Origin of the sequence: Micromonospora sp. NPDC093244 (assembly GCF_040683695.1) — a bacterium.
Taxonomy (GTDB): domain Bacteria; phylum Actinomycetota; class Actinomycetes; order Mycobacteriales; family Micromonosporaceae; genus Micromonospora.
In genome coordinates, this window is record NZ_JBFBEO010000009.1 from 75,770 (window position 1) to 99,878 (window position 24,109).

Annotated in this window: 25 protein-coding genes; 14 read left to right on the forward strand and 11 right to left on the reverse strand. The window is 69.4% G+C overall.

What is annotated here, in order from left to right; genetic code table 11:
- Window positions 1–43: 43 nt before the first annotated feature.
- Window positions 44–862, forward strand: coding sequence for a transglutaminase-like domain-containing protein (locus AB0N27_RS28415; RefSeq protein WP_364376284.1), 819 nt, complete (start codon window positions 44–46; stop codon window positions 860–862).
- Between the two features lie 18 nt (window positions 863–880).
- Here the strand turns inward: AB0N27_RS28415 and AB0N27_RS28420 are convergent, their stop codons facing one another.
- Together AB0N27_RS28420 and AB0N27_RS28425 are read right to left on the reverse strand one after the other, a co-directional pair.
- Window positions 881–2,512, reverse strand: a complete 1,632-nt coding sequence (locus AB0N27_RS28420) for a thiamine pyrophosphate-binding protein (protein WP_364376287.1) — start codon at window positions 2,510–2,512, stop codon at window positions 881–883.
- A gap of 13 nt (window positions 2,513–2,525) precedes the next feature.
- Window positions 2,526–3,287, reverse strand: a complete 762-nt coding sequence (locus AB0N27_RS28425; RefSeq protein ID WP_364376290.1) for a cyclase family protein — start codon at window positions 3,285–3,287, stop codon at window positions 2,526–2,528.
- Between the two features lie 53 nt (window positions 3,288–3,340).
- Here AB0N27_RS28425 and AB0N27_RS28430 point away from each other — a divergent pair, with 53 nt between their 5' ends.
- Window positions 3,341–4,096, forward strand: a complete 756-nt coding sequence (locus AB0N27_RS28430; RefSeq protein WP_364376293.1) for a TIGR03620 family F420-dependent LLM class oxidoreductase — start codon at window positions 3,341–3,343, stop codon at window positions 4,094–4,096.
- A gap of 23 nt (window positions 4,097–4,119) precedes the next feature.
- On the opposite strand, the gene AB0N27_RS28435 is transcribed toward AB0N27_RS28430, so the two are convergent.
- From AB0N27_RS28435 to AB0N27_RS28450, 4 genes are all read right to left on the reverse strand, one after another.
- The gene (locus AB0N27_RS28435) at window positions 4,120–5,217 is read right to left on the reverse strand and encodes a glycosyl hydrolase 53 family protein (RefSeq protein ID WP_364376432.1); all 1,098 of its coding nucleotides are present in this window, start codon (window positions 5,215–5,217) and stop codon (window positions 4,120–4,122) included.
- Window positions 5,218–5,263: 46 nt separating this feature from the next.
- Window positions 5,264–6,421: a cellulose binding domain-containing protein gene (locus AB0N27_RS28440; RefSeq protein WP_364376296.1), complete on the reverse strand. Its 1,158-nt coding sequence runs from the start codon at window positions 6,419–6,421 to the stop codon at window positions 5,264–5,266.
- 149 nt (window positions 6,422–6,570) lie between these two features.
- Window positions 6,571–7,857: a family 16 glycosylhydrolase gene (locus AB0N27_RS28445; RefSeq protein ID WP_364376298.1), complete on the reverse strand. Its 1,287-nt coding sequence runs from the start codon at window positions 7,855–7,857 to the stop codon at window positions 6,571–6,573.
- A 61-nt stretch (window positions 7,858–7,918) separates the two neighbouring features.
- Window positions 7,919–9,043: an ROK family transcriptional regulator gene (locus tag AB0N27_RS28450; RefSeq protein ID WP_364376301.1), complete on the reverse strand. Its 1,125-nt coding sequence runs from the start codon at window positions 9,041–9,043 to the stop codon at window positions 7,919–7,921.
- Window positions 9,044–9,138: 95 nt separating this feature from the next.
- On the opposite strand from AB0N27_RS28450, the gene AB0N27_RS28455 reads away from it, so the two are divergent.
- From AB0N27_RS28455 to AB0N27_RS28480, 6 genes are all read left to right on the forward strand, one after another.
- Window positions 9,139–10,446, forward strand: coding sequence for an extracellular solute-binding protein (locus AB0N27_RS28455; protein ID WP_364376303.1), 1,308 nt, complete (start codon window positions 9,139–9,141; stop codon window positions 10,444–10,446).
- Between the two features lie 16 nt (window positions 10,447–10,462).
- Window positions 10,463–11,380 (forward strand): sugar ABC transporter permease, encoded by a 918-nt coding sequence (locus AB0N27_RS28460; protein ID WP_364376306.1) that lies wholly within the window; start codon window positions 10,463–10,465, stop codon window positions 11,378–11,380.
- Window positions 11,377–12,183 carry a carbohydrate ABC transporter permease gene (locus tag AB0N27_RS28465; RefSeq protein WP_364376309.1) on the forward strand — a complete coding sequence of 269 codons (807 nt, stop codon included), beginning with the start codon at window positions 11,377–11,379 and terminating at the stop codon, window positions 12,181–12,183. The genes AB0N27_RS28460 and AB0N27_RS28465 overlap by 4 nt, the downstream gene beginning before the upstream one ends.
- A gap of 10 nt (window positions 12,184–12,193) precedes the next feature.
- Window positions 12,194–13,456 carry a Gfo/Idh/MocA family oxidoreductase gene (locus AB0N27_RS28470; RefSeq protein WP_364376312.1) on the forward strand — a complete coding sequence of 421 codons (1,263 nt, stop codon included), beginning with the start codon at window positions 12,194–12,196 and terminating at the stop codon, window positions 13,454–13,456.
- A gap of 240 nt (window positions 13,457–13,696) precedes the next feature.
- The gene (locus tag AB0N27_RS28475) at window positions 13,697–14,965 is read left to right on the forward strand and encodes a PHB depolymerase family esterase (RefSeq protein WP_364376315.1); all 1,269 of its coding nucleotides are present in this window, start codon (window positions 13,697–13,699) and stop codon (window positions 14,963–14,965) included.
- A 97-nt stretch (window positions 14,966–15,062) separates the two neighbouring features.
- Window positions 15,063–15,359 carry a hypothetical protein gene (locus tag AB0N27_RS28480; protein ID WP_364376318.1) on the forward strand — a complete coding sequence of 99 codons (297 nt, stop codon included), beginning with the start codon at window positions 15,063–15,065 and terminating at the stop codon, window positions 15,357–15,359.
- Between the two features lie 68 nt (window positions 15,360–15,427).
- On the opposite strand, the gene AB0N27_RS28485 is transcribed toward AB0N27_RS28480, so the two are convergent.
- Complete coding sequence (locus AB0N27_RS28485) at window positions 15,428–16,306, reverse strand: NAD(P)H-binding protein (RefSeq protein ID WP_364376321.1); 879 nt, start codon at window positions 16,304–16,306, stop codon at window positions 15,428–15,430.
- Window positions 16,307–16,407: 101 nt separating this feature from the next.
- Between AB0N27_RS28485 and AB0N27_RS28490 the strand changes: the two genes are divergently transcribed.
- Window positions 16,408–17,265, forward strand: a complete 858-nt coding sequence (locus tag AB0N27_RS28490) for a LysR family transcriptional regulator (protein WP_364376324.1) — start codon at window positions 16,408–16,410, stop codon at window positions 17,263–17,265.
- Between the two features lie 27 nt (window positions 17,266–17,292).
- Entirely contained in the window at window positions 17,293–17,640 is a 348-nt protein-coding gene (locus AB0N27_RS28495) for a VOC family protein (protein WP_364376327.1), read from the forward strand.
- Window positions 17,641–17,730: 90 nt separating this feature from the next.
- Here the strand turns inward: AB0N27_RS28495 and AB0N27_RS28500 are convergent, their stop codons facing one another.
- On the reverse strand, window positions 17,731–18,384 hold the full coding sequence (locus AB0N27_RS28500) for a Type 1 glutamine amidotransferase-like domain-containing protein (RefSeq protein ID WP_364376435.1): 654 nt from the start codon (window positions 18,382–18,384) through the stop codon (window positions 17,731–17,733).
- 225 nt (window positions 18,385–18,609) lie between these two features.
- Between AB0N27_RS28500 and AB0N27_RS28505 the strand changes: the two genes are divergently transcribed.
- A complete protein-coding gene (locus AB0N27_RS28505; RefSeq protein ID WP_364376330.1) occupies window positions 18,610–19,449 on the forward strand; it encodes a helix-turn-helix domain-containing protein in 840 nt (279 codons plus the stop codon).
- Between the two features lie 66 nt (window positions 19,450–19,515).
- Complete coding sequence (locus AB0N27_RS28510; protein WP_364376333.1) at window positions 19,516–20,097, forward strand: dihydrofolate reductase family protein; 582 nt, start codon at window positions 19,516–19,518, stop codon at window positions 20,095–20,097.
- A gap of 81 nt (window positions 20,098–20,178) precedes the next feature.
- On the opposite strand, the gene AB0N27_RS28515 is transcribed toward AB0N27_RS28510, so the two are convergent.
- From AB0N27_RS28515 to AB0N27_RS28525, 3 genes are all read right to left on the reverse strand, one after another.
- A complete protein-coding gene (locus tag AB0N27_RS28515; RefSeq protein WP_364376336.1) occupies window positions 20,179–20,406 on the reverse strand; it encodes a ferredoxin in 228 nt (75 codons plus the stop codon).
- Window positions 20,403–21,632: a cytochrome P450 gene (locus tag AB0N27_RS28520; protein ID WP_364376339.1), complete on the reverse strand. Its 1,230-nt coding sequence runs from the start codon at window positions 21,630–21,632 to the stop codon at window positions 20,403–20,405. The genes AB0N27_RS28515 and AB0N27_RS28520 overlap by 4 nt, the downstream gene beginning before the upstream one ends.
- Window positions 21,633–21,984: 352 nt before the next feature.
- Window positions 21,985–22,638: a TetR/AcrR family transcriptional regulator gene (locus tag AB0N27_RS28525; protein WP_364376342.1), complete on the reverse strand. Its 654-nt coding sequence runs from the start codon at window positions 22,636–22,638 to the stop codon at window positions 21,985–21,987.
- Between the two features lie 128 nt (window positions 22,639–22,766).
- Here AB0N27_RS28525 and AB0N27_RS28530 point away from each other — a divergent pair, with 128 nt between their 5' ends.
- Both AB0N27_RS28530 and AB0N27_RS28535 read left to right on the forward strand, forming a co-directional pair.
- Window positions 22,767–23,546: an SDR family oxidoreductase gene (locus AB0N27_RS28530; RefSeq protein WP_364376345.1), complete on the forward strand. Its 780-nt coding sequence runs from the start codon at window positions 22,767–22,769 to the stop codon at window positions 23,544–23,546.
- Window positions 23,543–24,004 carry a nitroreductase/quinone reductase family protein gene (locus AB0N27_RS28535; protein WP_364376348.1) on the forward strand — a complete coding sequence of 154 codons (462 nt, stop codon included), beginning with the start codon at window positions 23,543–23,545 and terminating at the stop codon, window positions 24,002–24,004. Before AB0N27_RS28530 ends, AB0N27_RS28535 begins: the two co-directional genes overlap by 4 nt.
- Window positions 24,005–24,109 lie beyond the last annotated feature (105 nt).

The following is a 24,109-nucleotide window of genomic DNA, read 5'->3' on the forward strand; positions in this document are numbered from 1 at the left end:
CCGGGGGCAGCGGCTCCGGGTCGCGACGCCTACTCTGCGCGGCATGACGGGGACGATCGACTACGCCACGGCGGGTCCGCTGACGAGGATCGACCCAGCCCATGAGCCGGCGCTGGCGGACCTCCCGAGCGGGCCCGTCGAGATCTGCCGCCTCGTGCGCGGCCTCGTCATCCAGCCCCGAGACGCCACCGGCCTCGGCATCGCCGACGAGCGGTTCGCCGAGAACCAGCTCCGTCCGGTCGACGGCATGATCGACGCCCTCCTCGCCCTCGACCCGGCCCCGCTGACCGTGCCACGCGACCCCGACCGGCGACTCATCGGCACCTGCCGTCACTTCGCCGTGCTCAGCTGCGCCCTGCTGCGCCACCGCGGAATCGCGGCCCGAGCCCGCTGCGGCTTCGCCACGTACTTCCAACCCGGGTACGGCGTGGACCACTGGATCACCGAGTACCGGCACGACGGTCGGTGGGTGCGGATCGACTCCGAGATCCTGGGTCTCTCCGTCGTGGCGACGCCCGAGAACCTCGCCGCTGGCGAGTTCCTCACCGGTGGGGAGGCGTGGACGGCCTTCCGTACCGGCCGGATCGATGCCGCGCGCTTCGGCGTGCACGGCACCGACAACTGGGGGCCCGCGGAGATCCGGGGAAACGCCATCAGGGATCTCGCCGCGCTGAACCGGGTCGAGACGCTGCCGTGGGACGAGTGGGGCCGCATGGAGGCCTCCTACCAGGGCAGGACCGGCCCCGACTACGACGACCTCATCGACGCGATCGCCGCCACCTGCGCCACCGACGAAGCCGGCCCCGTCGCGGACCTCTACGCCTCGGCGGACCTCGCGGTGCCCACCACGCTCCTGAGGTGACAGACGGGCGGCGGTGGCTCAGTGGCCACGGAACGCCTCCTCCAGCCACCAGGATCCGCGCGCCGCGCTGACCTTGGCGTCGACCACCAACGGCCGGGTACGGGGACCGGCGAGCCATCGGCGTACCGACCCGAGATCGTCGACGGTCCGGACGGTCACTCCGCCGCAGCCGTAGCCACTGGCGATCGCGGCCAGGTCCGTCTCGGGGAAGGTGACCGTGTCCAGCGGGTGCCCGTCCGGGCCGAAGTGGTGCACCTCGGCGCCGTACGCCGAATCGTCGTAGATCACCACGAGGAGGGGCAGCGCCAGCCGGACGGCGGTGACCAGTTCGGTCGCGGACATGACGAAGCCACCGTCGCCGACCGTCGCGACGGTGAGCCGGTCCGGTCGGGCGACCGCCGCGCCGAGCGCGCTGGCCAGTCCGAGCCCGATCGACTGGAACGCCTGGGTGAAACAGAAGCCGGCCACGTCCGGCACGTCGAGCCACATCGACGGGTAGCCCATGAAGTTGCCGGAGTCCACGACCACCGTCCGCTCGGGAGGCAGCAGGTCGTCCAGGGCCGCCGAGAGTGTCCGCGGGTCGATGGTCGCCGGTGCGCCACCGCCCTCGTCCTGGTACGGGACCGTCCGCCACCGGCCGTGGTCGCGGATCCGTCGGGCCAGCTCCGGCGTACGCCAGCCGCCGTCCACCGGCCCGGTGGAGCCCAGCCGACCGAGCACCGCCTCGGCGACCGCCGTCACCCCGCCGGCCACTGTCAGGTCGACCTGGCGGTTCACCCCGAACGCGGTCGGGTCGTGGTCCACCTGCACGACGACGGCCGAGGGCGGGATCAGTTCGCCGTGCCGGGTGGTCCACATGTTCAGCGTGCTCCCCCACGCGACGACCAGGTCCGCCGTGCCGATCAGCTCGGCGGCGAGCGGGGTGGCGAAACCGCCTGCCACGTCGAGGTTCCACGGATCCCCGGCGAACAGCCCCTTCGCCGCGGCCGAGACCGCGAGCAGCGCGCCGCACGCGTCCGCGAGGCGGGTCAGCGGTTCCCGTGAGCCCCGGGCGCCCCGCCCCGCGATGAAGACAGGTCGCCGTGCGGCGCGGAGCGCGGCCAGCAACGGCTCGACAGGCGGGACGGTGGCCGAGGTCGGCGCGATCGCGGGCACCGGGCCGGACCACGGCTCGGTCACGCTGTGCTGCACCTCCAACGGCAGGCCCAGCACCACGGTCGCGCCCCGGGCCGCCGCCCGGTAGGCCGCCGCCGCGTCCTCGGCCGCGTGCGTCGCGCGGACCCGATGGAAGTGGGCCCCGACCGCGGCGGCGAGTGCCGGCAGGTCGATGAAGAAGTTCGAGCGCGGCGCTGTCGCCTCCGGAGCCAGGACCACCATCGGGGTACGGCTCTTCGCGGCCTCGGTGAGGCCGGTCAGCGCGTTGGTGACACCCGGACCCTGGTGCACCGACAGCACGCCCACCCTCCCGGAGGTACGGGCGTAACCGTCGGCCATGCTCGCCGCGCCACCCTCGTGGGCCGCCGCCACGAACCGGGCGCCGGCCGTCACGAGAGCGTTCGTGACGTGGAAGTTGCCGCTGCCGACCACACCGAAGACGTGCCGTACGCCGTGTCCGTGCAGCACCCGTCCGACCACCTCGGCTACCAGCATCTGCGCTCAGGACCTACCGTTCGACAAGCGCGAGAACGCGGCACGGGCTGCCGGACCCGGAGACGATCGGCAGCGGCCCGGCGATCACCACCGCGCCGGTCGGCGGCAACTGCGCCAGGTTACGGAGCTGGGTCAGGCCGTACTTCTCCTGGCCGAGCAGGAACGAGTGGCACGGGAACGGCGGGTCGAACGAATGCGCGGCACCCGCGTCGGTGCCGACCGTCTCCACCCCGACACCCTGGATCGGGGACTCCTCGGCCAGCCAGCGGGCGCACTCCACGGAGATGCCCGGGGTACGACCGGCGTTGGCGTACCGCTCCGGGTCGTCGCCGTACGCGTCCCAGCCGGTGCGGTAGAGCAGCCAGCCGCCGGCGGGCAGGACGCCGTTTTCCGCCTCCCACGCCTTGACGTGCTCGACCTCGAGGAGGAAGTCGGGGTTGTCGGCGGCGTCCGCGGTGTGGTCGATCACCACCGCCGGGGCGATCAACTGGCTCACCGGGACCTGCGACACGTCCGCGCCCTGCTGGCCGCTGACCCAGTGCACCGGGGCATCGAAGTGGGTGCCGGTGTGCTCGCCCGTGGAGAAGTTGTTCCAGTACCAGGCGGGACCACGGTCGTCGTACCTGCTGATCTCGCTGAGCTGGAACGGCCACGTCTGGCCGAACTGCTCGGGCAGACCCAGGATCGGGGTCTGGTCCGACAGCGGAGCGGTGAGGTCGACGACCTGGATCCGGCCGCTGGAAAGAGCGGCGACAAACTCCTGCAGCACCGTCATGCGGCGACGGTACACCGCGTCGTGATCCCCGCCGACCGTCGAACGGAGGGTATGTGGGGGCGGCCGGCGGTTTCGGAGAGAACGTCGCCCCACGCTTCCGGGAACTCCTCGACGGGACCACGCGCATCGGTGTCGCGTCGGGGATCGTGAGTATCTGGCACTCGTCGCCCCCTGAGGTGGCGGCGTTCGCCCAGGACGCGGAGCGGGCACATCCCGGCCGGTTCCTGCTCGGTCTCGGCGCCAGCCACGCGGTGGTGGTGGAGGGCAGCGGCACCGACTACCGCAAGCCGTACTCGAGAATGGTGGAGTACCTCGACGGCCTGGACGCCGCCGGGCTCCCTGCCGAGCGGCGCGTCCTGGCCGCCCTCGGCCCCCGAATGCTCGGGCTCTCCCGCGACCGTTCGGCAGGGGCACACCCGTACTTCGTCCCCGCCGAGCACACCGCCGAGGCCCGGACGGCGATCGGGCCGGACCGGCTGCTCGCCCCCGAGGTCGCGGTGGTCCTCGACGCGGACGCCACCACCGCCCGTGCCACCGCGCGGCAGTACACGAGCGGTTACCTCGCACTGCCGAACTACACGAACAACCTGCGTCGATTCGGCTGGACCGACGACGACTTCGCCGACGGCGGCAGCGACCGCCTCGTCGACGCCCTGATCCCGTGGGGCACAGTGGAGCAGGTCGCGGCCGGGCTGGAGAAGCACTACCAGGCCGGCGCGGACGAGGTGGCGATCCAGGTACTCAACGGTGGCGACGCAACGACGTTCCCGGCCGACGCGTTCCGCGCTCTCGCCGCAGCCCTGATCTGACTCTCGAAAGGGACAGCAGAGGGTCAGGGCGTCCAGCGCACGCCCGGGTTCACCCGCCCGGACCAGTCGAAGACGGCCATGTTGTCCCACTGGTTTCCGGTGCCGTTGATGTTGGCCGGGTCCCAGCCGTTGCCTCGGACGGCGTACCAGGTCGGTTCCCAGTAGAAGACACCGACGGCACCCGCGTTGCGGGCGGTGTTCTGGACCCAGTCGAACTCCTGGGCCTGCCCGGACCAGGTCGCGCTGATGCCGTCGCAGGTCGCGTCGCCGATGGCATTCGGCTCGCTGTCCGCGTTGTTCCGGGTGAAGGGGTACGCGGTCTCCACGATCACCACCGGCTTTCCGTAGCGGCCGCGCAGGTCGACGATGTTGTCGTAGAGGTTCGCCAGGCTGCCGTGCCACACGCAGTAGTAGGACAGTGCTGTCATGTCCCACTGCACGCCCTGGGCGCGGATGCCGTCGTAGAACCAGCGGGCGTTGGCGTTGCTGTCGGCGTTCGCGGTGTGGATCATCACGGGGATGCCGCTGCCGCATGCCTTTGTGGCGTTGTAGCCCTGCTTCAGCAGGCCGGCCAGCGGGGCGAAGTCGCTGTTGACGACCCTGCCCTCGTTCCACAGCATCCCGACGTTGATCTCGTTGCCGATCTGCACACTGTCCGGCGGGGTGCCCTGCCTGCTGAGGCTGGAGCAAACGTCGTAGGTGAAGGCGTACACGTCGGTGCGCAGCTGGCTGAGGCTGTGGCCGGCCCACGCGGCGGGCTTGTACTGCTTGCCCGGGTCCGCCCATGTGTCGGAGTAGTGGAAGTCGACGAGCACCTTGAGGCCCTTGGCCCTGGCCGCCGTGGCCTGGGTCAACACTCTGTCCTTGTTGTTGTAGCCGCTGGCCGGGTTGTTGAAGACGCGCAGGCGGACGTAGTTGACACCTACGGATTTCAGGATGTCCAGAGGGTCGCGGGCGACACCGCCGGAGTCGTAGTACCTCGCGCCCAGGTCCAGGCTCCGCTGCAACGAGGAGACGTCCGCGCCCCGCATGGTGAGAGTGTTCGCAGCCGACGCGGGCGCCGGCGTGCCCACGAGTGTGGTGGAGACGGCGAGCACGCCTGCCGCGACAGCCCCGATCAGTGCCCTGGCGCTCACGGGTCCTCCTTTCACGGCTGACGGGCCACGTTCAGCCCACGGTGCATGCGGCGCCGTTGAGCGAGAAGCCGGTGGGCGGCGTGTCGCTGGCGCTCCACCGGCCCTGGATGCCGAAGGTCGCGGAGCCGTCCGGTGCGAGAACCCTGTTCCAGTCGACGTTGCGGGCGGTCACGGCGGCGCCGGTCTGGCCGACCGTGGCGTTCCACCCCGAGGTGACCTGCTGGTCTCCGGGAAAGCCGAAGGTGACGGTCCAGCCGTCGACAGGTGCCGTTCCGGTGTTCTGAACGGTCACGGCGGCCACGAAACCGCCGGGCCACTCGGACTGGTTGCGGTAGGTCACCAGGCAGGTCGACGGCGGCGGGGTGGGCGTCGTGGTCAGGGTGACCGTGTTGGACGCGATGGACACGTTGCCTGCCGCGTCCTTGGCGCGGACGTAGAACCGGTTCCGCAGCGGATTCGACAGGGGTAGCGACACCGTGTACGTCGTCTCCGGCACGGTGGCGGCAAGCCTCGACGTGAACCAGCCGTCGAACTCGTAGATGTTGTACCCCAGCACGCCGACGTCGTCGGTCGACGGGGACCAGGACAGCGTGGCGGTCGAGGCGGTCACCTCGCCGAGGGTCAGGTTCTGCGGCGCGCTCGGCGGGGTGGTGTCCGGGCCGGTGTCCGTCACCGGGGTGACTACTGTCAACGCGTTGCTGACGTTCGAGCGGTGTCCGAGGCTGTCCCGGGCGGACACCCGGAACATGTACTGCTGGCCCGGCCCGATGTAGTTGGTGATCGTGGTGGTGGTGACGTCCCCGACGCTGGTGCTGAAGCCCAGGTCGCCGAAATCCTGGGAGTACGAGATGTCGTAGCCGGCGATGGCGCAGCAGCCCGGCGTGGCGGCCGTCCAGGTGAGGGTTACCGACGTGGTCCGCACCTCGGCGGCGGTCAGGTTCGTGGGCGCGCCCGGCGGGAACGGCGAGGTGTTCGGCGTGCTGGCCGCAGTGATCGGCATCGCCCGCGCGGCCGTGGCCGGCTCCGCGGCCACCCCGGCCGCCGGGGCGACCCCGGGGTACGCGGCGGGCGTCGCGGTGCCGGCGTCGGCCGCCGGTGCGGCGCTCAGAGCAGTGCCGAGCGCCACCGTCGACAGGGCGACGGCGGCCACCATGAGGCGGAACAGCGGGGACGAGGAGACACCTGTCATACGTACGACAATGCGGCTAGACATCGATGATCGCCAACGTGTCCCAGTACTCGGTCGCCAGGCGTGCCGGAGCGACGCGGCACCCGCCCTTCGACAACAGCGGCGGGAACCGCGTCGCTCCGCTCACGAAACAGGCTGGTCGCGGTTCGTCAGGAGACGGGTTCGAGAACCCACTGGCTGGTCCACCAGTTGGCGGGAGCAGCGCCGTACTGGATGTTGCCTGTCATGTTCTCGGTATGGGCGTAGGTGCCCTTCCAGCGGTTCTTCAGGCGGAGGCGACCGTCGACGGACTCCTGGGCCCACTGCGCCGACCAGTAGGTGCCGGGCACCGCACCGGTCTGCACGTTGCCTGTCTGGTTCTCCACGTGCAGGTAGTTGCCTGTGGCACGGTTCTTGAACCGGACGTAACCGTCGACGTTCTCGACTGCCCACTGGGCGGACTGGTCGGTGCCGGAAGCGGCGACGTACCTCGCGGTGCCGCTGCCGTCGTCCTTGGCGTACTGGCCGGTCTGCCGGTTCTTCAGCCGCTGATAGGACAACGGGTAGCCGCCGTCCTTCTTGTAGACGCGCAGGTAGTCGACGCTCCACGTCTTGGGCCAGACGTTGTTGTGCTGACCGGAGCCGGCGTCGGTGTAGATGCCCATGATCAGCCCCATCGGCATGTTGGGGGCGTCGTTGATGGTCCGGTAGAGCTGACCGTCGTAGTAGAACTTGATGTCGGTGGGAGACCACTCCATGCCGTACGTGTGGAACTCGGTGGTCGGCGACCCGCTGGGAACGGGTGCGATTGACGCGTACGAGCTGGACAGGAAGTTCGGGTCGCCCCAGCCGTGGGCGGCGATCCGCCAGTTGTTCGGCTCGGAGAAGAACGTCTCGACCATGTCGACCTCGGGGTTGCGCGAGGCGCTTGACGTGTCCCCCGTGCCGACCAGCCAGAGTGCCTGGTGGCCACCGCCGCCGACGTTCGACTTCTTGGCGCGCAGCTCGACGTAGCCGTACTGGAACGTGTAGCCGTTGAAGTCGGGCTCGTGGTGGTTCAACGGCATCGAGCCGTTGAACTTGTGCCAGTAGTCCTTGTTGTAGGTCTGGATCGAGGAGATCTTGACCGTGCCGTCGTACTGCGGATTCCACGCCGGGGTGTCGGCGTCGAGCCGTTGGGTGAGCACGCCGTCGGCGATGGTGTAGCGCGCCTTGGCACCCAACTCCCGGTTGGCCGGGGAGGTCCAGTGCGGCAGGTAGTAGGGCAGCCAGCGGTTCGTGTCGAGGGTGCTGACGTCGAACTCTTCGGCGAAGTCGAGCGTGTAGCCCGGCTTGGCGAGCGGGCTGGGCGGGGTGTCTGCTGCCTGGGCCGACGGGGCGGTGACGACGCCGGCGAGGGTGACACCGAGGATCATCGAGCTGACTGCGGCAAGAACTCTTCGAAGGCGATGCGCCACGCGGCACTCCTCGATATCGAAAGAAAGGTTCTTTCGAATATGCGGGTGAGCCTCGCCGCCGTCAAGAGCCGTCCGTGAAGAGCTCCGCGCGGACCGCGTCCCGGGCGGTCTCGACCGCCCCGATCGCCACCGCGTCGTCGCCGAGCGCGGAGATCGCCAGGCCTGGCAACTCGTACAGGATCTCGGCGAGGTGGCGCCGCACCGGCTCCATGACCGTCTCGCCGGCACGGGCGATGCCACCTCCCACCACGACCAACCGCGGATCCATGGCGAGAACCATGGCACCGACTCCTTCGGCGAGCGCCCGGGCATAGTCGTCGACGGCCTCGACCGCGCGCCTGTCCCCCCGCCTGGCCTGCGCGAAAACCCACTCGCGGGAATTCATGCCGGGAGCAACCCCGGCGTCGGAGAGCAGCTTTCGGGGTGCCGCCTCCCAACCCAGACCCGGGTGCCGACCGATCTCGCCGGCAGCTCCTCGGCCACCGCCGAACGGCCTGCCGTCCACCAGGACACCGACACCGAGACGGTGCCCGGCATGCACGTACAGGACGTGGTCGACGCCCTGCGCGGCACCGACCCGGTGCTCGGCGAGGACCGCGAGGTTGGCGTCCTTGACCGCGCTCACCGGGCAGTCCAAACGGGCCGTGAGCTCCTTGGCCAGTGCCGTGCCGGTCCAGCCCGGGATGGCAACGCTCAGTCGCACGACGCCGTCGGCGATGATGCCCGGGGAACCGGCACAGGCCGCCCACAACCGCGGCGAGTCGGCCGGCATCGTGCGTCGCAGCAGGTTGACCGCGGCATCGATGCGACCGGCCGGGTCCAGATCCGGGTCGATGGCGGCCCGAGCGGCCGCCACTTGCGCGCCGGCAAGGTCGGTTATGCGCACCGATACCGCGTGCGCCCCGATGTCGAGGCCGGCCAGGATGCCCGCGTTCGCGGCGAAGCGGTACCGCTGCGCGGGCCGCCCTCCGGTCGGGGCGTTGTCGAATCCGTCCAGGGCCAGGAGTCGAGACTCGACAAGTGAGGTCAGGATGCCCTGCACGGTGGGGCGGGACAGCCCGGTCTCCCGGACGACACCGCTGATGGTCAGCGAGGGTCCCTCGTAGAGGAGCCGCAGCACACGACGCGTGTTCAGGTGCCGTAGGGCGCTCTGGTCCCCGCCCGGAAGAGCATCACCTACGGTCATTCGCTGCCCCTTGACGTGCGTTCGTAGACGGCCCACTATAGCGAACGCAAGTTTCCTTCGAAACTACTCCTGCCCTGGGAGACCTTATGAAATCCATGACATCCGTGAAGAGTGCGCTCAGTGCGGCAGCCGTGCTCCTCGCGCTCGGCGCGTGCGCACCCGGCAGTTCCTCCGGCGACGAACCGGCCGCCGACGCGAACGCGCCCGTCCAGACCGGCGTTCCGAGCGGACCCGTGGAACTCAACCTGATCGCCACCCCCGAGTCGGGGGCCGCCATGAAGGACATCATCCCGGCGTTCCAGACGAAGCACCCCAACGTCAAGATCAATTACGTCGACACCACGTACGACGACTACAACAAGTCGCTCAACCTCGCGCTGTCCAGCGACACCTCGCCCGACATCGTGCTGCTCAACGCGGTGGGCACCACGGTCAAGGACCAGCTGATCCTCAACCTCCAGCCCTATGCCAAGGCGTACGGCTGGGAGTCGGCGTACCCGGCCGGACAACTCAACCAGTGGCGGGTCGCCAAGGACGGCACCACCCTCGGCTCCGGCGACCTGTACGCGGCACCGGCGTCCTTCTCCCAGGTCGGGCTCTACTACAACAAGGCCAAGTTGAAGAAGCTCGGCATCGCCGCGGCTCCGGCCACGCTCGAGGATCTGGAGGCCGCCCTGGCCAAGGCCAAGGCCGGCGGTGAGACCCCGCTCCAGCTCGGCAACAAGGAGGGCCACGCCGCCTTCCCGATCCAGCTCATCGGGCAGTCCACGGACGGCCCGGCGGCGTACGCCAAGTGGGTCTTCGGCGAGGGCGGAGCCACCTTCGACACCACCGGGAACGCCAAGGGCGCCCAGAGCATCACCGACTGGGGTACGAAGGGCTACTACTCCAAGGACGCCAACGGCATCGACCTCCAGGGCGCGGTGGACAAGTTCACCAAGGGCGACGGCGTCTTCTTCGTCGACGGATCCTGGGACTCCAAGAAGATCGGCGACGCACTGAAGGGCGACGCCGGCTTCGTGCCCTTCCCCGGCCCGAAGGCCACCGCGATCGGCACCTCGGTCGCGTACGGGATCTCGCGCAAGTCGAGGAACGCGCAGGCCGCTGCCGCCTTCCTGGACTTCCTGCGGGGCCCGGAGGCCGCCAAGGCCTCCTTCGCCCAGGGCTTCCTGCCCTCGGACGCCTCGACCGTGACCGCCGAGCCGGGCACGATCTCCGCCGAACTGGTCGCCGCGTGGAACAAGGTCAACGCCGATGACGGGCTCATCGGGTTCAACAACAACGCCACCGCGACCATGAACGACACCCTGGTCGCCGAGACCCAGAAGCTGATCGCCGGCAAGAGCGACCCTGCCGCGTTCGTCCGGGCCGTCCAGGCGGACTGGGCCAAGACGCATGGCTGACAGCCTCGCGAACCGCGTGACCGTCCGGGACCGTACCGTCGTCGCACCCGCGACGCCGGTGCGGGCCCGGCGGTCGCGGGCACGACTCGTACCGCTGCTCTACACCGCGCCGGCGCTGCTCTTCTACGCGGCCTTCGTGATCGCACCCTGGGCGCGTAGCCTGTGGATCTCGTTCTGGGACTGGAACGGAATCGGCGTCGCCACCTGGGCTGGGCTCGACAACTACCGGGAGATCCTCGCCGACCCGGCGCTGCGGCTCTCCCTGATCCACGCCTTCGGGCTGATCATCTTCTACTCGGTCATCCCTATCGGTCTCGGCCTGGTGCTGGCGTCGCTCGTCGCGAACGTTCCCTGGAAGGGCATGCCCTTCATCCGGACCGTGATCTTCCTGCCGCAGATCCTTCCGCTCGTCGCGGTCGGCAGCGTGTGGAAGCTGTTCTTCGACGACGAGGGACCGTTCAACGCGCTGCTGAGCGCGGTCGGCCTGTCCGACCTGACCCGGGCCTGGCTGGGTGACTTCACCTGGGCCTATCCGGCGGTCGGGGTCGTCGGCACCTGGGTCTCGACGGGGCTCTGTTTCCTGCTGCTGTACTCCGGCATCGGCAAGATCGACCCGTCCCTGTACGAAGCCGCCCGGCTCGACGGCGCCGGCGCGATCCACGAGTTCTGGCACGTCACCGTCCCAGGGCTGCGCCGGGAGCTGTCGGTGGCGGCGACCGTCACCGTGATCGCCGCCCTGGCCAGCTTCGACGTCGTCTACGTGATGACCGCCGGCGGCCCCGGCGAGTCGACGATGGTGCCCGGCGTCGCCATCTATCGGCTGACCTTCACCGCCGGGCAGGTCGGCACCGCCTGCGCGCTCGCCGTCGTCCTGTCCCTGTTGACCTGCGCGATCATGTTCGCCCTGAACCGCCTCACCCGGGAGAAGCCATGATCCGGTCGCTGACCCGGTTGTCGCTGCTGGCCGCCGCGGCCTCGGTGCTCGTCCCCTTCTACGCGATCCTGGCCGCATCACTGCAACCACAGGACAATCTGAGCCCAGGGCTCGCGTGGCCGTCGGATCCGCAGTGGCACAACTACGTCGACGCCTGGTCGACCGGCGGATTCGCCGACCTCATGCGGTCCAGTCTGATCATCGCGCTCGGCGTCGTACCCCTCGCGGTGGTGCTCGCGACACTCGCCGGATACGGGCTGGCGACGATGCGGCTCGCCGTCCGCGGCCCGATCTTCGCGCTGCTCATGCTGGGTTTGGCCCTGCCGTACGAGTCGATAGTCATCCCGCTCTACTACGACCTGAAGTCGATAGGTCTGCTCAACACCTACTGGGCGGTCATCCTGCCGCTCATCGGGGCGTTCATGCCGTTCGGGGTGTTCTGGATGCGCAGCCACTTCGAGTCGCTGCCACCGGAACTCACCGAGGCCGCCGAGATGGACGGCGCGTCCGACGGGCAGATCCTGCGCCGGATCCTGCTGCCCACCGCACGGCCGGCGCTCACCACTCTCGGCCTTCTCTACTTCATGTGGGCGTGGAACCAGTTCCTGCTCGCGCTGATCCTCATCCAGGACCCGGCCATGCGCACGGCACCGTCCGGGCTCGGCAAGTTCATCCAGGCCTACGGCCGCAACATCCCGCTGCTCAGTGCCGGAACGATCATCGTCATTGTGCCCGTGGTCATCCTCTACCTCTTCTTCCAGCGCCACTTCGTCAAAGGCATCCTTTCCGGCGCCATCAAATAGGAGACACCTGATGTCCATCACTCTGGCGATCGTCGGTGCCGGAGCGCGAGGCGCTGCGTACGCGCGGCTCGCCGCCGGCACCACAGAAGCCACGATCGCAGCTGTCGCCGATCCCGACCCCGCCCGCCGCACCACGCTGGCCGACGAGTTCGACGTACCCGCGGAGCACCGGTTCGCCTCGTGGGAAGACCTCGCCGCACACCCCCGGCTCGCCGACGCGGTGATCGTCGCGACCCCCGATCGCGCGCATGTCGAGCCGGTGGTGGCCTTCGCCGGACTCGGCTACGCGATCCTGCTGGAGAAGCCGATGGCGCCGCTGCCCGACGAGGCGGAGCGGATCGTCAATGCGGCAGTCGACAACGACGTTCTCCTCGCCGTCTGCCACGTGCTCCGCTACACGCCCTACTCGCGGATCCTCAAGGGGCTGCTCGACGCCGGACGGATCGGCACCATCGTCAGCATCGACCACCTGGAGCCCGTCGGCTGGTGGCACCACGCCCACAGCTACGTACGTGGCAACTGGGCGGTGGAGGCCGAGTCCTCCTCGATGCTGCTGGCCAAGTCGTGTCACGACATCGACTGGCTCGGCCATCTCATCGACCGACCGGTCCGGCGGGTCTCCTCCTTCGGCGGCCTCGCCCACTTCCGGCCGGAGAACCGCCCGGCCGGGGCGACCACGCGCTGCGTCGACTGCCCGGTCGAACGATCGTGTGCCTACTCCGCGGTCCGGATCTACGAACGTTTCCTCGGTGACCCCGTCCACGAGGCGTGGCCGCTGGGCGTACTCACCGACGACGTGAGCGCGGACGGCGTCCGAAAAGCCCTTGAGGACGGCCCGTACGGCGTCTGCGTCTACGCGGGCCGCAACGACGTCGTCGACCACCAGGTGGTCAACCTCGAATATGAGGGCGGCACCACCGTCGCGTTCACCATGACGGCCTTCACGGCGCTCGACTTCCGCAAGACCCGGATCTTCGGCACGCTCGGCAGCATCGAGGGCGACGGCCGCACCCTGCGCGTCCACGACTTCCTCACCGACACCGTCGAAACCATCGACCTGGATCCCGACGGCGACGCCTCGGCCGCCGACGGACACGGCGGCGCCGACGGGGCACTCATCGAGGCGTTCATCGCGGCGGTCTCCACCGGGGACCGCTCACTTGTCACCTCCGGGCCCGAGGAGAGCATCTCCTCACACCGGATCGTCTGGGCGGCCGAGCAGTCCCGCGCCACGGGCAGCGTCGTCGAGCTCAGTCCCGCCACGGCGATGTAGGCACGGGCGGGCCGACCGCCGAACGGAACCCGGGGCGATCGACAGGTGATCGCCCCGGGCGGAAGACGACCTCCGCTGGTACCTGCTCGATCTCGACCTGCCGCAGGGTCAGCAGCAGCCGAGGGAGGGACTGTCGAGTCTCCACCGCGACGGCTGCAGCCACCGGTTGCCAGCGGATCTCTGCGGCACTAGCTTGGAACTGATCGACGAGCGTCTACATCGCAAACATCGGGGGCCCGCATGTCCGCGTCTGTCACTCGCCGCGCCGTCCTGGCCGGTGGCGCCGGTGCCGCCATGGGCCTGGCGCTGCCCGGCACCGCCGCCCAGGCCGGTGGCCACCACAGCACCAGCGTGAGCTTCACTCTCGACGCGAGAACGCTCGACGGCGGTGAACAGGTCACCTCGGTCACCCTCGACACCAGCCGACTCGGCCCGATCGACCCCGCCGGGCTCACCCCCGGCACGTTTACCGTGCATGCCAAGGCCACCAGCCCGATCCCGATCGCTCCCGGCGACCTGATCTTCAGCGAGTACGACCTGGACCGCACGGTGACCGCGGCCCGGCTCGACCGGCACGGAAACATCGTGCTGGAGCTCAGCTCCGCCGAAGGTCAACTCGGCGGTGGCACCCTCGGCTACATCGTGAGCAGGGGCCGCAACGTCCGGCTGGACCTCGTCTACACCATCACGCAGAACACCCCACTCGTCCGCCGACACGGCCAGCCGCTCACCATCACGCGCTTCGTGCAGGGGCGGCTGTCGAACCCCGAGGTGGACGTCTTCAGCCACCACGTCTCGGGCTCGGGCCTGAAGTACCGGTTGTACTCCCCCAAGCCATCGCCCCGGCACGGTCGGCGACCGTTGATCCTCTGGCTGCACGGCGGCGGCGAGGGCGCCTCACTGCCCGACGACTACTACGACAACGAGACCACGCTGCGCGCCAACCGCGGGGCACTGGGCTTCGCCACCCCGGAGGCTCAACGAATCTTCTCCGGCGCGTACGTCGTCGCTCCGCAGAGCACCTCCTACTGGATGGAGGACGGCCCCCGGTTCGCCCCGCTGATCCGCGAGATCGTCCAGGACCTCGTACGCCGCAAGCGTGTCGACCCGGATCGGATCTACGTGGTCGGTTGCAGCAACGGCGGCTACATGTCGCTGGAGATGACAGTCGCCTATCCCGACCTGTTCGCCGCGTCGGTGCCGATCTGCGGCGTCGTCGAGCCGCTCAACGGCGAGGGCCCGCCGCTGATCACCGACGCGGAGCTGGCGAGCATCCAGACCCCGACGTGGCTGGTCACCTCGCGTGACGACGACACCGTGCCACCGGAGACCAACACGATCCACGCCCACGACCTCATCCCGGGATCACTGATCACCCTGTACGACCATGTCGTCTGGAACGGCTACCAGTTCCCCGGTCACTGGTCCTGGATCTACGTGGCCCGCAACGACCCGAGTCACAACGGCACACACATCTGGCAGTGGATGGCCCGCCGCCGCCGCCGCTGATCAGCCGTGTCCACACCCGCCGCCGTGACGCATCCGTAGCCGTGGCATGAACAGATATGGGCTGGCGGGACGTGTGGCCGTGGGCCATGGTGTGAGCGTGATCGTCGTCCAGCGGGTACGTGTGCGGTGGAGCGCGGCGGCGCGCGGCGCCCCACAGGCCAATGCCCGGCGGGGGCTCAGCCGCCCGGTGGAACTTCCGGCGCCGCTGCCAGCGGGCGATGTCGTCGTCCACGACGTCCTGGCCGACGAGGCCGCCAACTACTCGCGTCGCAGCGAGATACTGACCGGCGACGTGAGCATCGCCCACGGCCTGACCCTGTGGCTCACTCTTGAGGGCACGACGGTAACCGTCGAGCGTCTGTATGGCGGCGCCGCGCGCCGGGGCAACCGCTAGCGACCGGTGTCCGAGCCCCTCACGCAGCCATCCGGCTGCCTGATGTCAGACAGCCGGATGACGTCATCTCATGCGTCGGCGGCGGGCTTGAGCACGTCGAGGCACCACTGGCGGAAGGTGGTGGTTGTGCTCCACTCGGGGGTGCGGGCGACGCCGTTGTCCAGGCCCTCGTTCTTGGCCACGGCCATGTCCAGCCTGCCCTGTGCGATGCCCTCGGAGACGCCGGTCCGCAGCATGTTCTCCTTGAAGGCCTCGCCGGGAACCTGCTGGTAGCGGACGGGACGGCCGAGCACGTCGGCGATGACGGCGGCCATCTCGTTGTGGGTGAGGTCCTCGGGGCCCAGGACTGGCACCTCCTGGAAGCCGGTCCATGTGTCGTCGCGCAGCAGGCGGGCGGCCACCGCGGCGATGTCCCTGGTGGCGACGGTGGGCGCGGACAGGTCCGGCACGGCGGGCCCGTACAGGACGCCCTGCTGGGTGATCGGGGTGAGCTGCCACAGCACGTTGTCCATGAAGGACGGCATGGTCAGCGCCCGGTACGGCACGCCCGTCGCCGCGATCAGGTCGTCCATGGCGAGCGTCGCGGTGACGTGCCCGGCCCGCCCGGCCACCGGCGTGCCACGGCCCAGCGCCGAGATGCCGACCACGCGCGGCACGGCGGCCAGCGCGTCGAGCACCGGGCGGGTGAAGCCGGAGTAGGCCTCGTCCAGGCTTGTCGACAGCGGGTCGGCCGGCACCAGCCAGAAGACGGCAGCGGCGCCGGCGAACGCCTCGGCCACGACGGTCGGATCGCCGTGCGAACCTCGAACGATCTCGACCCGCTCGGCGACGCCCGGCGCCAGCCGCGCGGGGTCACGTGCCACCACCCGCACGGGCGCGCCCACCTCGAGCAGATCCTGGACCAGCTGGCCGCCGATGTGGCCGGTCGGAGCGGTTACCACAATCATGGCTTTCATCCCTGTTCGGTGGGGTAACTGACGACTCCAGTCAACGCGGATCGGCGGCGGAGCGGAAAGACCATCTCCCTCTGGATTGATACCGTGGCGGTATGAGTGATCTGGAGACGCGGCAGCTCCGCTACTTCGTGGCGGTCGCCGAGGAGCGGCACTTCGGCCGGGCCGCCGAGCGGCTCGGCATGGCCCAGCCGCCGCTGTCGCGCGCCATCCGTGATCTGGAGCGGCAGCTCGGCGTGCAGCTTCTGATCCGTACCACACGGCAGGTGGCACTGACCCCGGCCGGCGAGACCCTGCTGGCCGACGCCAAGGTGGCACTGGATGCGATCGGCGCCGCCCAACGCCGGGCCCGCCGGGCCGGGCAGGAGACGCCGGCCCTGCGGCTGGCGCTCAAGGCCGACTACGACGGCGGCCTGCTGCCGTTGATCCTTGAGGCGTACGACGTCATGCCTGTCGAGCTGCTGCTCGGCGCGCGCGGCGAGCAGGTGCCGGCGCTGCGCGACGGGCGTGCCGACGTGGCGCTGATACCGGCTCTCGGCGACGAGGACGGGCTGGACAGCGAGCTACTGCTGACCGGGCCGAGCATGGTGGCGCTACCGGCTGCCGACCCGCTTGCCGCGCGGACAACCATCCGGCTGGCCGACCTGGCCGGCCGGCAGCTCCCCGACGGGTCACCGGCCGAACGGGCCCGCATGGTAGGCAATCAGCGGCCGCTGGACCTCGCGCAGATCTTCAATCTGGTCGAGGTGGGCACCGCCGTGTGGTTCCTGCCGGAGTGGGTGGCTCGGCGGTACGCCCGGCCGGGTACCGCCTTCCGTCCGGTGCCGGAGCTCGAACCGGTGACGCTGAAGGTGGCCTGGCCCTCCGAGTCGCGCTCGCCCGCGGTGGCGGCCTTCGTACGCGTGGCCCGGCAGATCGCCGAGGCACCCGACAAGCACCTGCTCCGCAACTGAGCAGTACTCGACATGCCAGAATCCGGAATGACGATTCGCCGCGCCGTACCCGACATCACGACCACCGACCCGGCCGCGAGCAGCGGCTTCTACCAGCTTCTGGGCTTCCGTGAGCAGATGAACCTGGGCTGGGTGGTCAACCTCGTCTCACCGTCCGACCCCACCGCCCAGATCATCCTCATCACCAAAGATGCGGCGGCCTCCGTGAACCCGGACCTCAGCGTGGAGGTCGATGACGTCGACGCCGCCTACGAGGCGGTACGCGCGACGGGCGCAGAGATCGTGCACCCCATTACCGACGAGCAGTGGGGCGTCCGGCGCTTCTTCGTCCGCGACCCGGACGGCAAGGTGGTAAACGTGGTCAGCCATCGCTGACCTTCAGAAGGGCCGACGGCCTACCGTCCGACAAGCCCCTCGTCGCTTCTGGAGTGGGCGCTTCGCCACGCCGATCACTGTTGGTCGCGACTACGCGGGGAACAGTCTCCAGTGCCCCTCGGAAACGACTTCGACGGTGCCGTCGATCACCTTGATGGCCGTCTGGTCGTCGATGGCGTACGCCGGACCGGTGATCTCGGCCGCCCACTTCTCGGCGCAAGCCATGGTGTTGTCCGGCTCGAGACCCAGGTGCGGGAAGATCGAGAAGTCGACGACGCCGAGCGTGCGGTCGTCGGGCGCGGACTGCCACTCGACGAAGTCCGCACCGATCCGGGGGGTCAGCACCATGCTCCCGGCACTCAACCCCACCCAGACGGTGTCCCGCAGAGACGGTAGGAGATCCGCCAGCCCGGACTGCCGCATCCAGTGGCACAGGTACGTCGTATCGCCGCCGGCCACGAGCAGGACGTCAGCCTCCCGGACCCAGGGGACCCACCGCTCCTCGCCAATGCTGGGCAGCGCTGTCAGCTCGAGGACGCCAAGCGACTTCCAGCCCAGGTCGCACATGGGCAGCGGTGTCTGCCCGGTGATGAAGCGCCAGGCCGAGGCTGGCCCGCCCATCGGGTGGGAAGCCGTAGGGATGCAGAGGGCGCTGGAGTCGGCGATCGGCTTGCCCAGCAGGTCGACAAGCGCATCGCGGATGCTCTGGTTCATGACGCCAGCGGACGTGAGAAGAAGTTTCACGCTTACCTCCTGCAGCCGAGCGGTCATGGCGCTCCCCCGAGAATAGGGAGATCGGGTGCCGGGAGCACAGATCGGACACCACAGAGGATGAGTCGGTCGCCGCTTCGCGGGTGGGACCAGTGACTCGGTAGTCGATTTTCCTGTCCACCAGACGTCAGTGGAAACGCGGTCAGGTTTGGACGTCTCGGCGCGCGATGCAGGCGGGGCGTCGGCGATGCTGTGGTCGTGGAGTACGTGTCCAGAGTGTCGCGACCGCCGCTGGACGGGCTGATCGACGACATCTACTACCTGGAGGGCGCGCCGCCGTATGCCCGGCTGATGCTGCCGCCGATGCCTGGGGCGTTGCTCATCGTCAACCTCGGGGCGCCGTTCCGCATCCGCGCCGGAACCGACATCGAGACGACCGAGTACGCCGACGGCTGCGTGGTCACCACGCCCACCCGCGCGTTGGAGTTCGGCTACCCTCGCCGGACCCGGTCCGTCGGCGTGCACTTCAAGCCGTGGGGGCTCGCGCCGTTCCTGCCGATGCCCGCGGCTGAGCTGTGTGACCGGCCGGTGACGGTGGAGCAGGTCTGGGGCCGGGCCGCCGTTGCCGAACTGCGGGACCGGCTGGCCACGGCGGGCGGATCGCACGAGATGCTGACGCTGCTCGAGGAGGAGCTGATGCGGCGGCTGCGCGAGACCGCCGGCCTGGGGCTGGTCCGCCATACGAGCAGCCTCATCGAAGCGACAGGCGGTGCGGTGGCGATCGGCGACCTGAGGATGGCAGCCGGTGTCAGCAACACCCATCTGGCACAGCGGTTCAAGGAGATCATCGGCGTCACGCCGAAGCGGCTGGCCCGTACCTGGCGCTTCGCCGCCACCGTGTTGACGATCGACCCGGCCGGACCGATCGACTGGGGCGATCTCGCCTGTGGCGCGGGCTACTTCGACCAGGCCCACTTCGGCCACGAGTTCCGGGCGTTCACCGGGCTCACGCCAACCCGGTACCTCGACGTCCGGCGGCGGTTCCTGCGCGAACATCCCGGCAACGCGCTGGACGGCTGGCCACTGCCGTTGGACTGATTTCCTACAAGAGCGGCAGCTCACGAGACGCTAATTTGTGGGCATCCCGACGCAGAGGAGAGCCTTGTGGGCACGGTGGTCTTGTACAGCTCGGTGTCGGTGGACGGCTTCGTGGCAGACGAGCATGACCAGCCCGGGCCGCTGTTCGACTGGTTGTCCAGCGGCGATGTCCCGTTGGACCCCAGCGGCGCGCTGAAGGTGTCGCAGAGGTCCTTCGACTACATCCGGCCGTACTGGGACCAGATCGGGGTGACAGTAGTGGGCCGCCAGGTCTTCGACCTGACGGACGGCTGGGACGGCAAGCCTCCGAGCGGAATCGACCACGTGGTCGTCGTGACGCACCGGCCGGCGCCCGAGGGCTGGGACCCGGAGGCGCCGTTCCACTTCGTCGACGGCGTCGAGGCGGCAGTGGCCACGGCGCAGGACCTCGCGGGTGACCGCGTGGTCGAGGTCGCCGCCGGCGACGTCGGTGGCCAGGTGCTCGCCGCGGGCCTGGTCGACGAGGTACGCATGGACGTCGTACCCGTCGTGTTCGGGTCCGGCAAGCGCTACTTCGGGTCGGTCGACGCGCAGCACCTGCTGGAGGATCCGGACGTGGTGATCCAGGGCAACCGGGTGCTCCACCTGCGCTACCGGGTGCGCCGCTGACCCTCATGGTGCCTTCGGAGCCGCTGGCGGGCACCGCGAACGGTATCGGCCTCCGGTCAGACGACAGGGCTCGATCTCCGGTCACTCCTGCGGCGCGATCAGCCTGTCATCGGTGGTGTCGTGGACCGTGATCGCCTCCACCGGGCACGAGTCGGCGGCGTCGAGGATGACGTCGTCCGGGGCGACGAGGTCGGCCAGCGGCGTGGACAGGCCGTCGACCAGGCGGAAGTGCTCGGGCGCGGTACCGGCGCAGATGCTCGTGCCGATGCAGCGGTGCGTGTCCACCCCGATCCGCCACGCGGCACTCACCAGGCCACCGGCATGCCGAGAAGGCCCCGCACCAACATGCCGCGCTTCCACCGCAGCTCGGCTTCCGGTACGGCGAGCCGCAGTCCGGGCAGGCGGGTCACGATGGTGGCGACGGCGACCTGCAACTCCATGCGGGCCAGCTGCGCGCCGACGCAGTGGTGGACGCCGTGCCCGAAGCCCAGGTGCGGGTTCTGCTCGCGGTCGAAATCTAGCCGGTCCGGGTCGGCGAAGACGGTACCGTCCCGATTCGCCGACGACAGTGAGCCGAGAACCGGCTCACCTGCCCGGACCAGCACCCCGCCGACCTCGACGTCCTCCTTGGCGTACCTGGCGAAGGAGGAGCCGACGCCGAGCGGCACGTACCGCAGCAGTTCCTCGACCGCGGCCGGCACCAGCGACGGCTCGGCCCGCAGCCGAGCCAGCTGGTCCGGGTTGTGCAGCAGGACGTAGACGAAGTTGGGGATCTGGGTCACCGTGGTCTCGTGGCCGGCCGCGAGCAGCCCTCCGGCCAGTTCCACCAGCTCGGTCTCGGTGAGCCGATCCTGATTCTCGTCGCGGGCCCGCACCAACGCCCCGAGCAGGTCGTCGATCCCCGGTTCGCGGCGGCGCTCGGCGACCAGATCACCGATGTAGCCCCAGAGATTGTTCAGGTACTCCTGGATCGTCTCCAGGGGCAGGGAGGTGGTCGAGACGATCGCCTCGGACCAGATGTGGAAACGGTCGCGGTCGGCGTACGGGACCCCGAGCAGCTCGCAGATCACCTGGATCGGCAGCGGCGTGGCGACGTGCTCCACCAGGTCGGCCGGAGGACCGAGCCGGACCATGTCGTCGACCAGCGAGTCGGCGATCTCCTGGGTGCGCGGGCGCAGCGCCTCTACCCGACGTGCCGTGAACGCCTTCGCCACCAGCCGGCGCAGCCGCGTGTGATCGGGCGGGTCCATGGTCAGCATGCCGCTGTACTGCTGGCGCGGGGTGAGCCTGGGCTCGTCGCGCTGGACGGCCGGGGCGCGGCCGAACCGCACGTCGCCGAGGACCGTACGGACGTCGTCGTACCGGGTGGCGAGCCACGCCTCCTCGCCGTAGGGAAGCTTCACCCGGGTCATCGGCTCGTTCTCGCGCAGGTCGCCATAGGTCGGATCGACGACGAGGCGGTCGGGCACACTGAACGGGTACGGCCGCGCGGGCGGAACTGTTCGACTCTCGGTGGTCTGCGGGCTCTCCGTCATCCGGGTTCCCTTCGTCGAGACGGCGTGATCCTCGATGACGGCACCATGTGCGTGGCGGGGCCGGATTGGCAGCGTCCAGGGCTCGCAGGCAGCCCACATTGACGCTCAGTGATGTTCCGATATCGGATCGTAGCGAGAGACGTCGATGATCGCCATGGCGACCGGCCCGCGTCCGTACGCGACAGCGTTCTCGTGGGCGAACCGCGCCCTCTCCGGCGCTCGTCGAGCACGCCAGTGCGGCCTTTCCGGCGGGTCCACCCCGCCCACCCCGCACCGGCCCGGCGTCACCGTCGGCCGTCACGCCCCAGCTCCGCACCGTGCGGAAACGCCTGAGGTCTGCGGCCAGGACCTCTCAGCGGCCCTGCGCCTCGCGGTCCCGGTGGTGAGCATCGACGCCATACCGGGCAACCATGGTTCGGACGGCCTCTTCCACAACCGTGGTTGTGCGCTCAGGTGTCACCGTCCAGTCCGGGAGCAGAAGGCTCGGCCAGAACAGATAGTTGGAGATCATCCCGAGGAACTGCGTAGCGGCCAGCTCCGGGTCGGCGATGTCCGCCGCTCCCGCGTCGCGCTCGGCCAGGAGGTAGATCCGGACGGACTCGAAGTACGGCAGTTTGCCCTGCGAGAAATGCGCTTTGGCCAGTTCGGGAAAGCGTGGCAGTTCGGCGATGACGATGCGGAACAGGTCCCTCATCTCCGGCTGGCCCACCAGCGTCGCGTACCGCCGCCCCAGAACCGTCAGGCCGGCCGTCAGGTCGCCGGCGGGCGGCACGTCGGCGACGTCGTTCTCGGCCCAGGAGTCGATGACGATGGCGTCGAACAACGCCGCCTTTGTCGGAAACTGCTTGAACAGCGTTGCCTTTGACACCCCAGCACTGTCGGCAACACGCGCCAGTGATGCCCGGTCGTAGCCCAACTCGAGGAAGAGCTCGGTAGCGGCCTGCACGATGAGCGCGCGCTTCTCCTCCGCCACGCGCTGGTGATAAGCCGACGGCGTTGGGGTCATGCGCCCATCATAGCGAGGTGAGTGGGTTGACTCACCACTCCCCGCGGCGTAACTTCGCTGTGGTGAGTCGCGCGACTCACCACCCGGTTACACGGGTTGCCGCCCCTCGTACGTACTCGGAGGATCAGATGTCCCGCTTCGCCAATCAGACAGTTCTCGTGACCGGCGGCACCGGCGGGCAGGGAGCCAGCCACGTTCGCGCCCTGCACGCCGAAGGCGCCAACGTCGTCATCGGCGACATCGATGCCGAGCGCGGCGCCGACCTCGCCGCCGAACTGGGAGACCTGGCGCGTTTCGTCCGCCTCGACGTCTCCCAGGAGGAGTCGTGGGCCGCCGCCATCGCGGAGACCGAAAAGGCCTTCGGTGCGCTCACTGTCCTGGTCAACAACGCCGGGGTGCAGAACCCGCCGGCCCTCATCGAGGCCACCGGACGGGGTACGTGGGATCGCATCCTCGACATCAATCTCACCGGCACCTTCCTCGGCATCAAGGCGGCCGCACCGGCGCTTCGTCGCGCGGGAGGAGGAGCAATCGTCAACATCGCCTCCACCATGGGCATGGGCGGTACCGCCTTCTACGCGCCCTATGTGGCGAGCAAGTGGGCGGTCCGAGGGCTCACGCAGACCGCCGCCCTTGAGTTGGGCCGCGACAACATCCGCGTCAACGCCATTCACCCCGGCGTTGTCGCCACCCCGTTCATCACCGAGCCGGCGGCCGGCAGCGCCGCCCCGATCGCCGACTTCTACTCGCCCGAACCGTTCGCCGTCCCGCGACTGGGGCAGCCCGCCGACATCACTGCGCTGCTGTTGTTCCTCATCTCACCGCACGCGGCCTTCGTCACCGGCGCCGAGTATGTCATCGACGGCGGACTGCTCCTCGGCCCCGCTCTACAGAAGGAGACCGCATGAACTTCGCAGACCAGCGTGGTGAGAGCGGCCCACCCGATCCACTTGCGCACCTGCCGCACGAGGTCAGGCGCGCCATCGAGATCACACCCGCGGCCGGAACCCGCGAACGAATCGTGGACATCACCACCACCGGCCGGCGTACCGGACGACCCCGCCGTATCGAAATCTTCTTCTATCGCGCCAACGGCGCGACCTATCTGTGCAGCGGAGCGGGCGGAGGCGCGACCGGCTGGTACGCGAACCTACGAGCGAACCCCGCTTTCACCTTCCACCTCAAGAACGGCGTCAGAGCAGACCTGCCGGCGCACGCGACAACGGTCACCGATCCCACCGAACGGGCCACAGTCATCGCGGCCATCGTCGACGACCTCAACCAGCCCCACGACCCTGGCACCATCAGGCCGACCCGATTGGAGGACTGGGCCGCCAGCAGGCTGATGCGAATCGACTTCGACTGAGCCGCCCCCGCATGCTGCGAAACCGCACTGTCATCGCAACGAACGGAACAGATGCTGGAGCCGGGAGATGAAGCGCCGTCTAGCTCTGCCGCGTCTCGTAGCACC

What these genes read in the sequence shown, in the direction of transcription:
- AB0N27_RS28450 (WP_364376301.1), bottom strand. Translation starts at nt 9,043, where the DNA reads ATGACCGTAGGTGATGCTCTTCCGGGCGGGGACCAGAGCGCCCTACGG.
- AB0N27_RS28520 (WP_364376339.1), bottom strand. Translation starts at nt 21,632, where the DNA reads ATGACGGAGAGCCCGCAGACCACCGAGAGTCGAACAGTTCCGCCCGCG.
- AB0N27_RS28490 (WP_364376324.1), top strand. Translation starts at nt 16,408, where the DNA reads ATGAGTGATCTGGAGACGCGGCAGCTCCGCTACTTCGTGGCGGTCGCC.
- AB0N27_RS28530 (WP_364376345.1), top strand. Translation starts at nt 22,767, where the DNA reads ATGTCCCGCTTCGCCAATCAGACAGTTCTCGTGACCGGCGGCACCGGC.
- AB0N27_RS28495 (WP_364376327.1), top strand. Translation starts at nt 17,293, where the DNA reads ATGACGATTCGCCGCGCCGTACCCGACATCACGACCACCGACCCGGCC.
- AB0N27_RS28475 (WP_364376315.1), top strand. Translation starts at nt 13,697, where the DNA reads ATGTCCGCGTCTGTCACTCGCCGCGCCGTCCTGGCCGGTGGCGCCGGT.
- AB0N27_RS28440 (WP_364376296.1), bottom strand. Translation starts at nt 6,421, where the DNA reads ATGACAGGTGTCTCCTCGTCCCCGCTGTTCCGCCTCATGGTGGCCGCC.
- AB0N27_RS28425 (WP_364376290.1), bottom strand. Translation starts at nt 3,287, where the DNA reads ATGACGGTGCTGCAGGAGTTTGTCGCCGCTCTTTCCAGCGGCCGGATC.
- AB0N27_RS28455 (WP_364376303.1), top strand. Translation starts at nt 9,139, where the DNA reads ATGACATCCGTGAAGAGTGCGCTCAGTGCGGCAGCCGTGCTCCTCGCG.
- AB0N27_RS28465 (WP_364376309.1), top strand. Translation starts at nt 11,377, where the DNA reads ATGATCCGGTCGCTGACCCGGTTGTCGCTGCTGGCCGCCGCGGCCTCG.
- AB0N27_RS28535 (WP_364376348.1), top strand. Translation starts at nt 23,543, where the DNA reads ATGAACTTCGCAGACCAGCGTGGTGAGAGCGGCCCACCCGATCCACTT.
- AB0N27_RS28485 (WP_364376321.1), bottom strand. Translation starts at nt 16,306, where the DNA reads ATGATTGTGGTAACCGCTCCGACCGGCCACATCGGCGGCCAGCTGGTC.
- AB0N27_RS28470 (WP_364376312.1), top strand. Translation starts at nt 12,194, where the DNA reads ATGTCCATCACTCTGGCGATCGTCGGTGCCGGAGCGCGAGGCGCTGCG.
- AB0N27_RS28415 (WP_364376284.1), top strand. Translation starts at nt 44, where the DNA reads ATGACGGGGACGATCGACTACGCCACGGCGGGTCCGCTGACGAGGATC.
- AB0N27_RS28525 (WP_364376342.1), bottom strand. Translation starts at nt 22,638, where the DNA reads ATGACCCCAACGCCGTCGGCTTATCACCAGCGCGTGGCGGAGGAGAAG.
- AB0N27_RS28420 (WP_364376287.1), bottom strand. Translation starts at nt 2,512, where the DNA reads ATGCTGGTAGCCGAGGTGGTCGGACGGGTGCTGCACGGACACGGCGTA.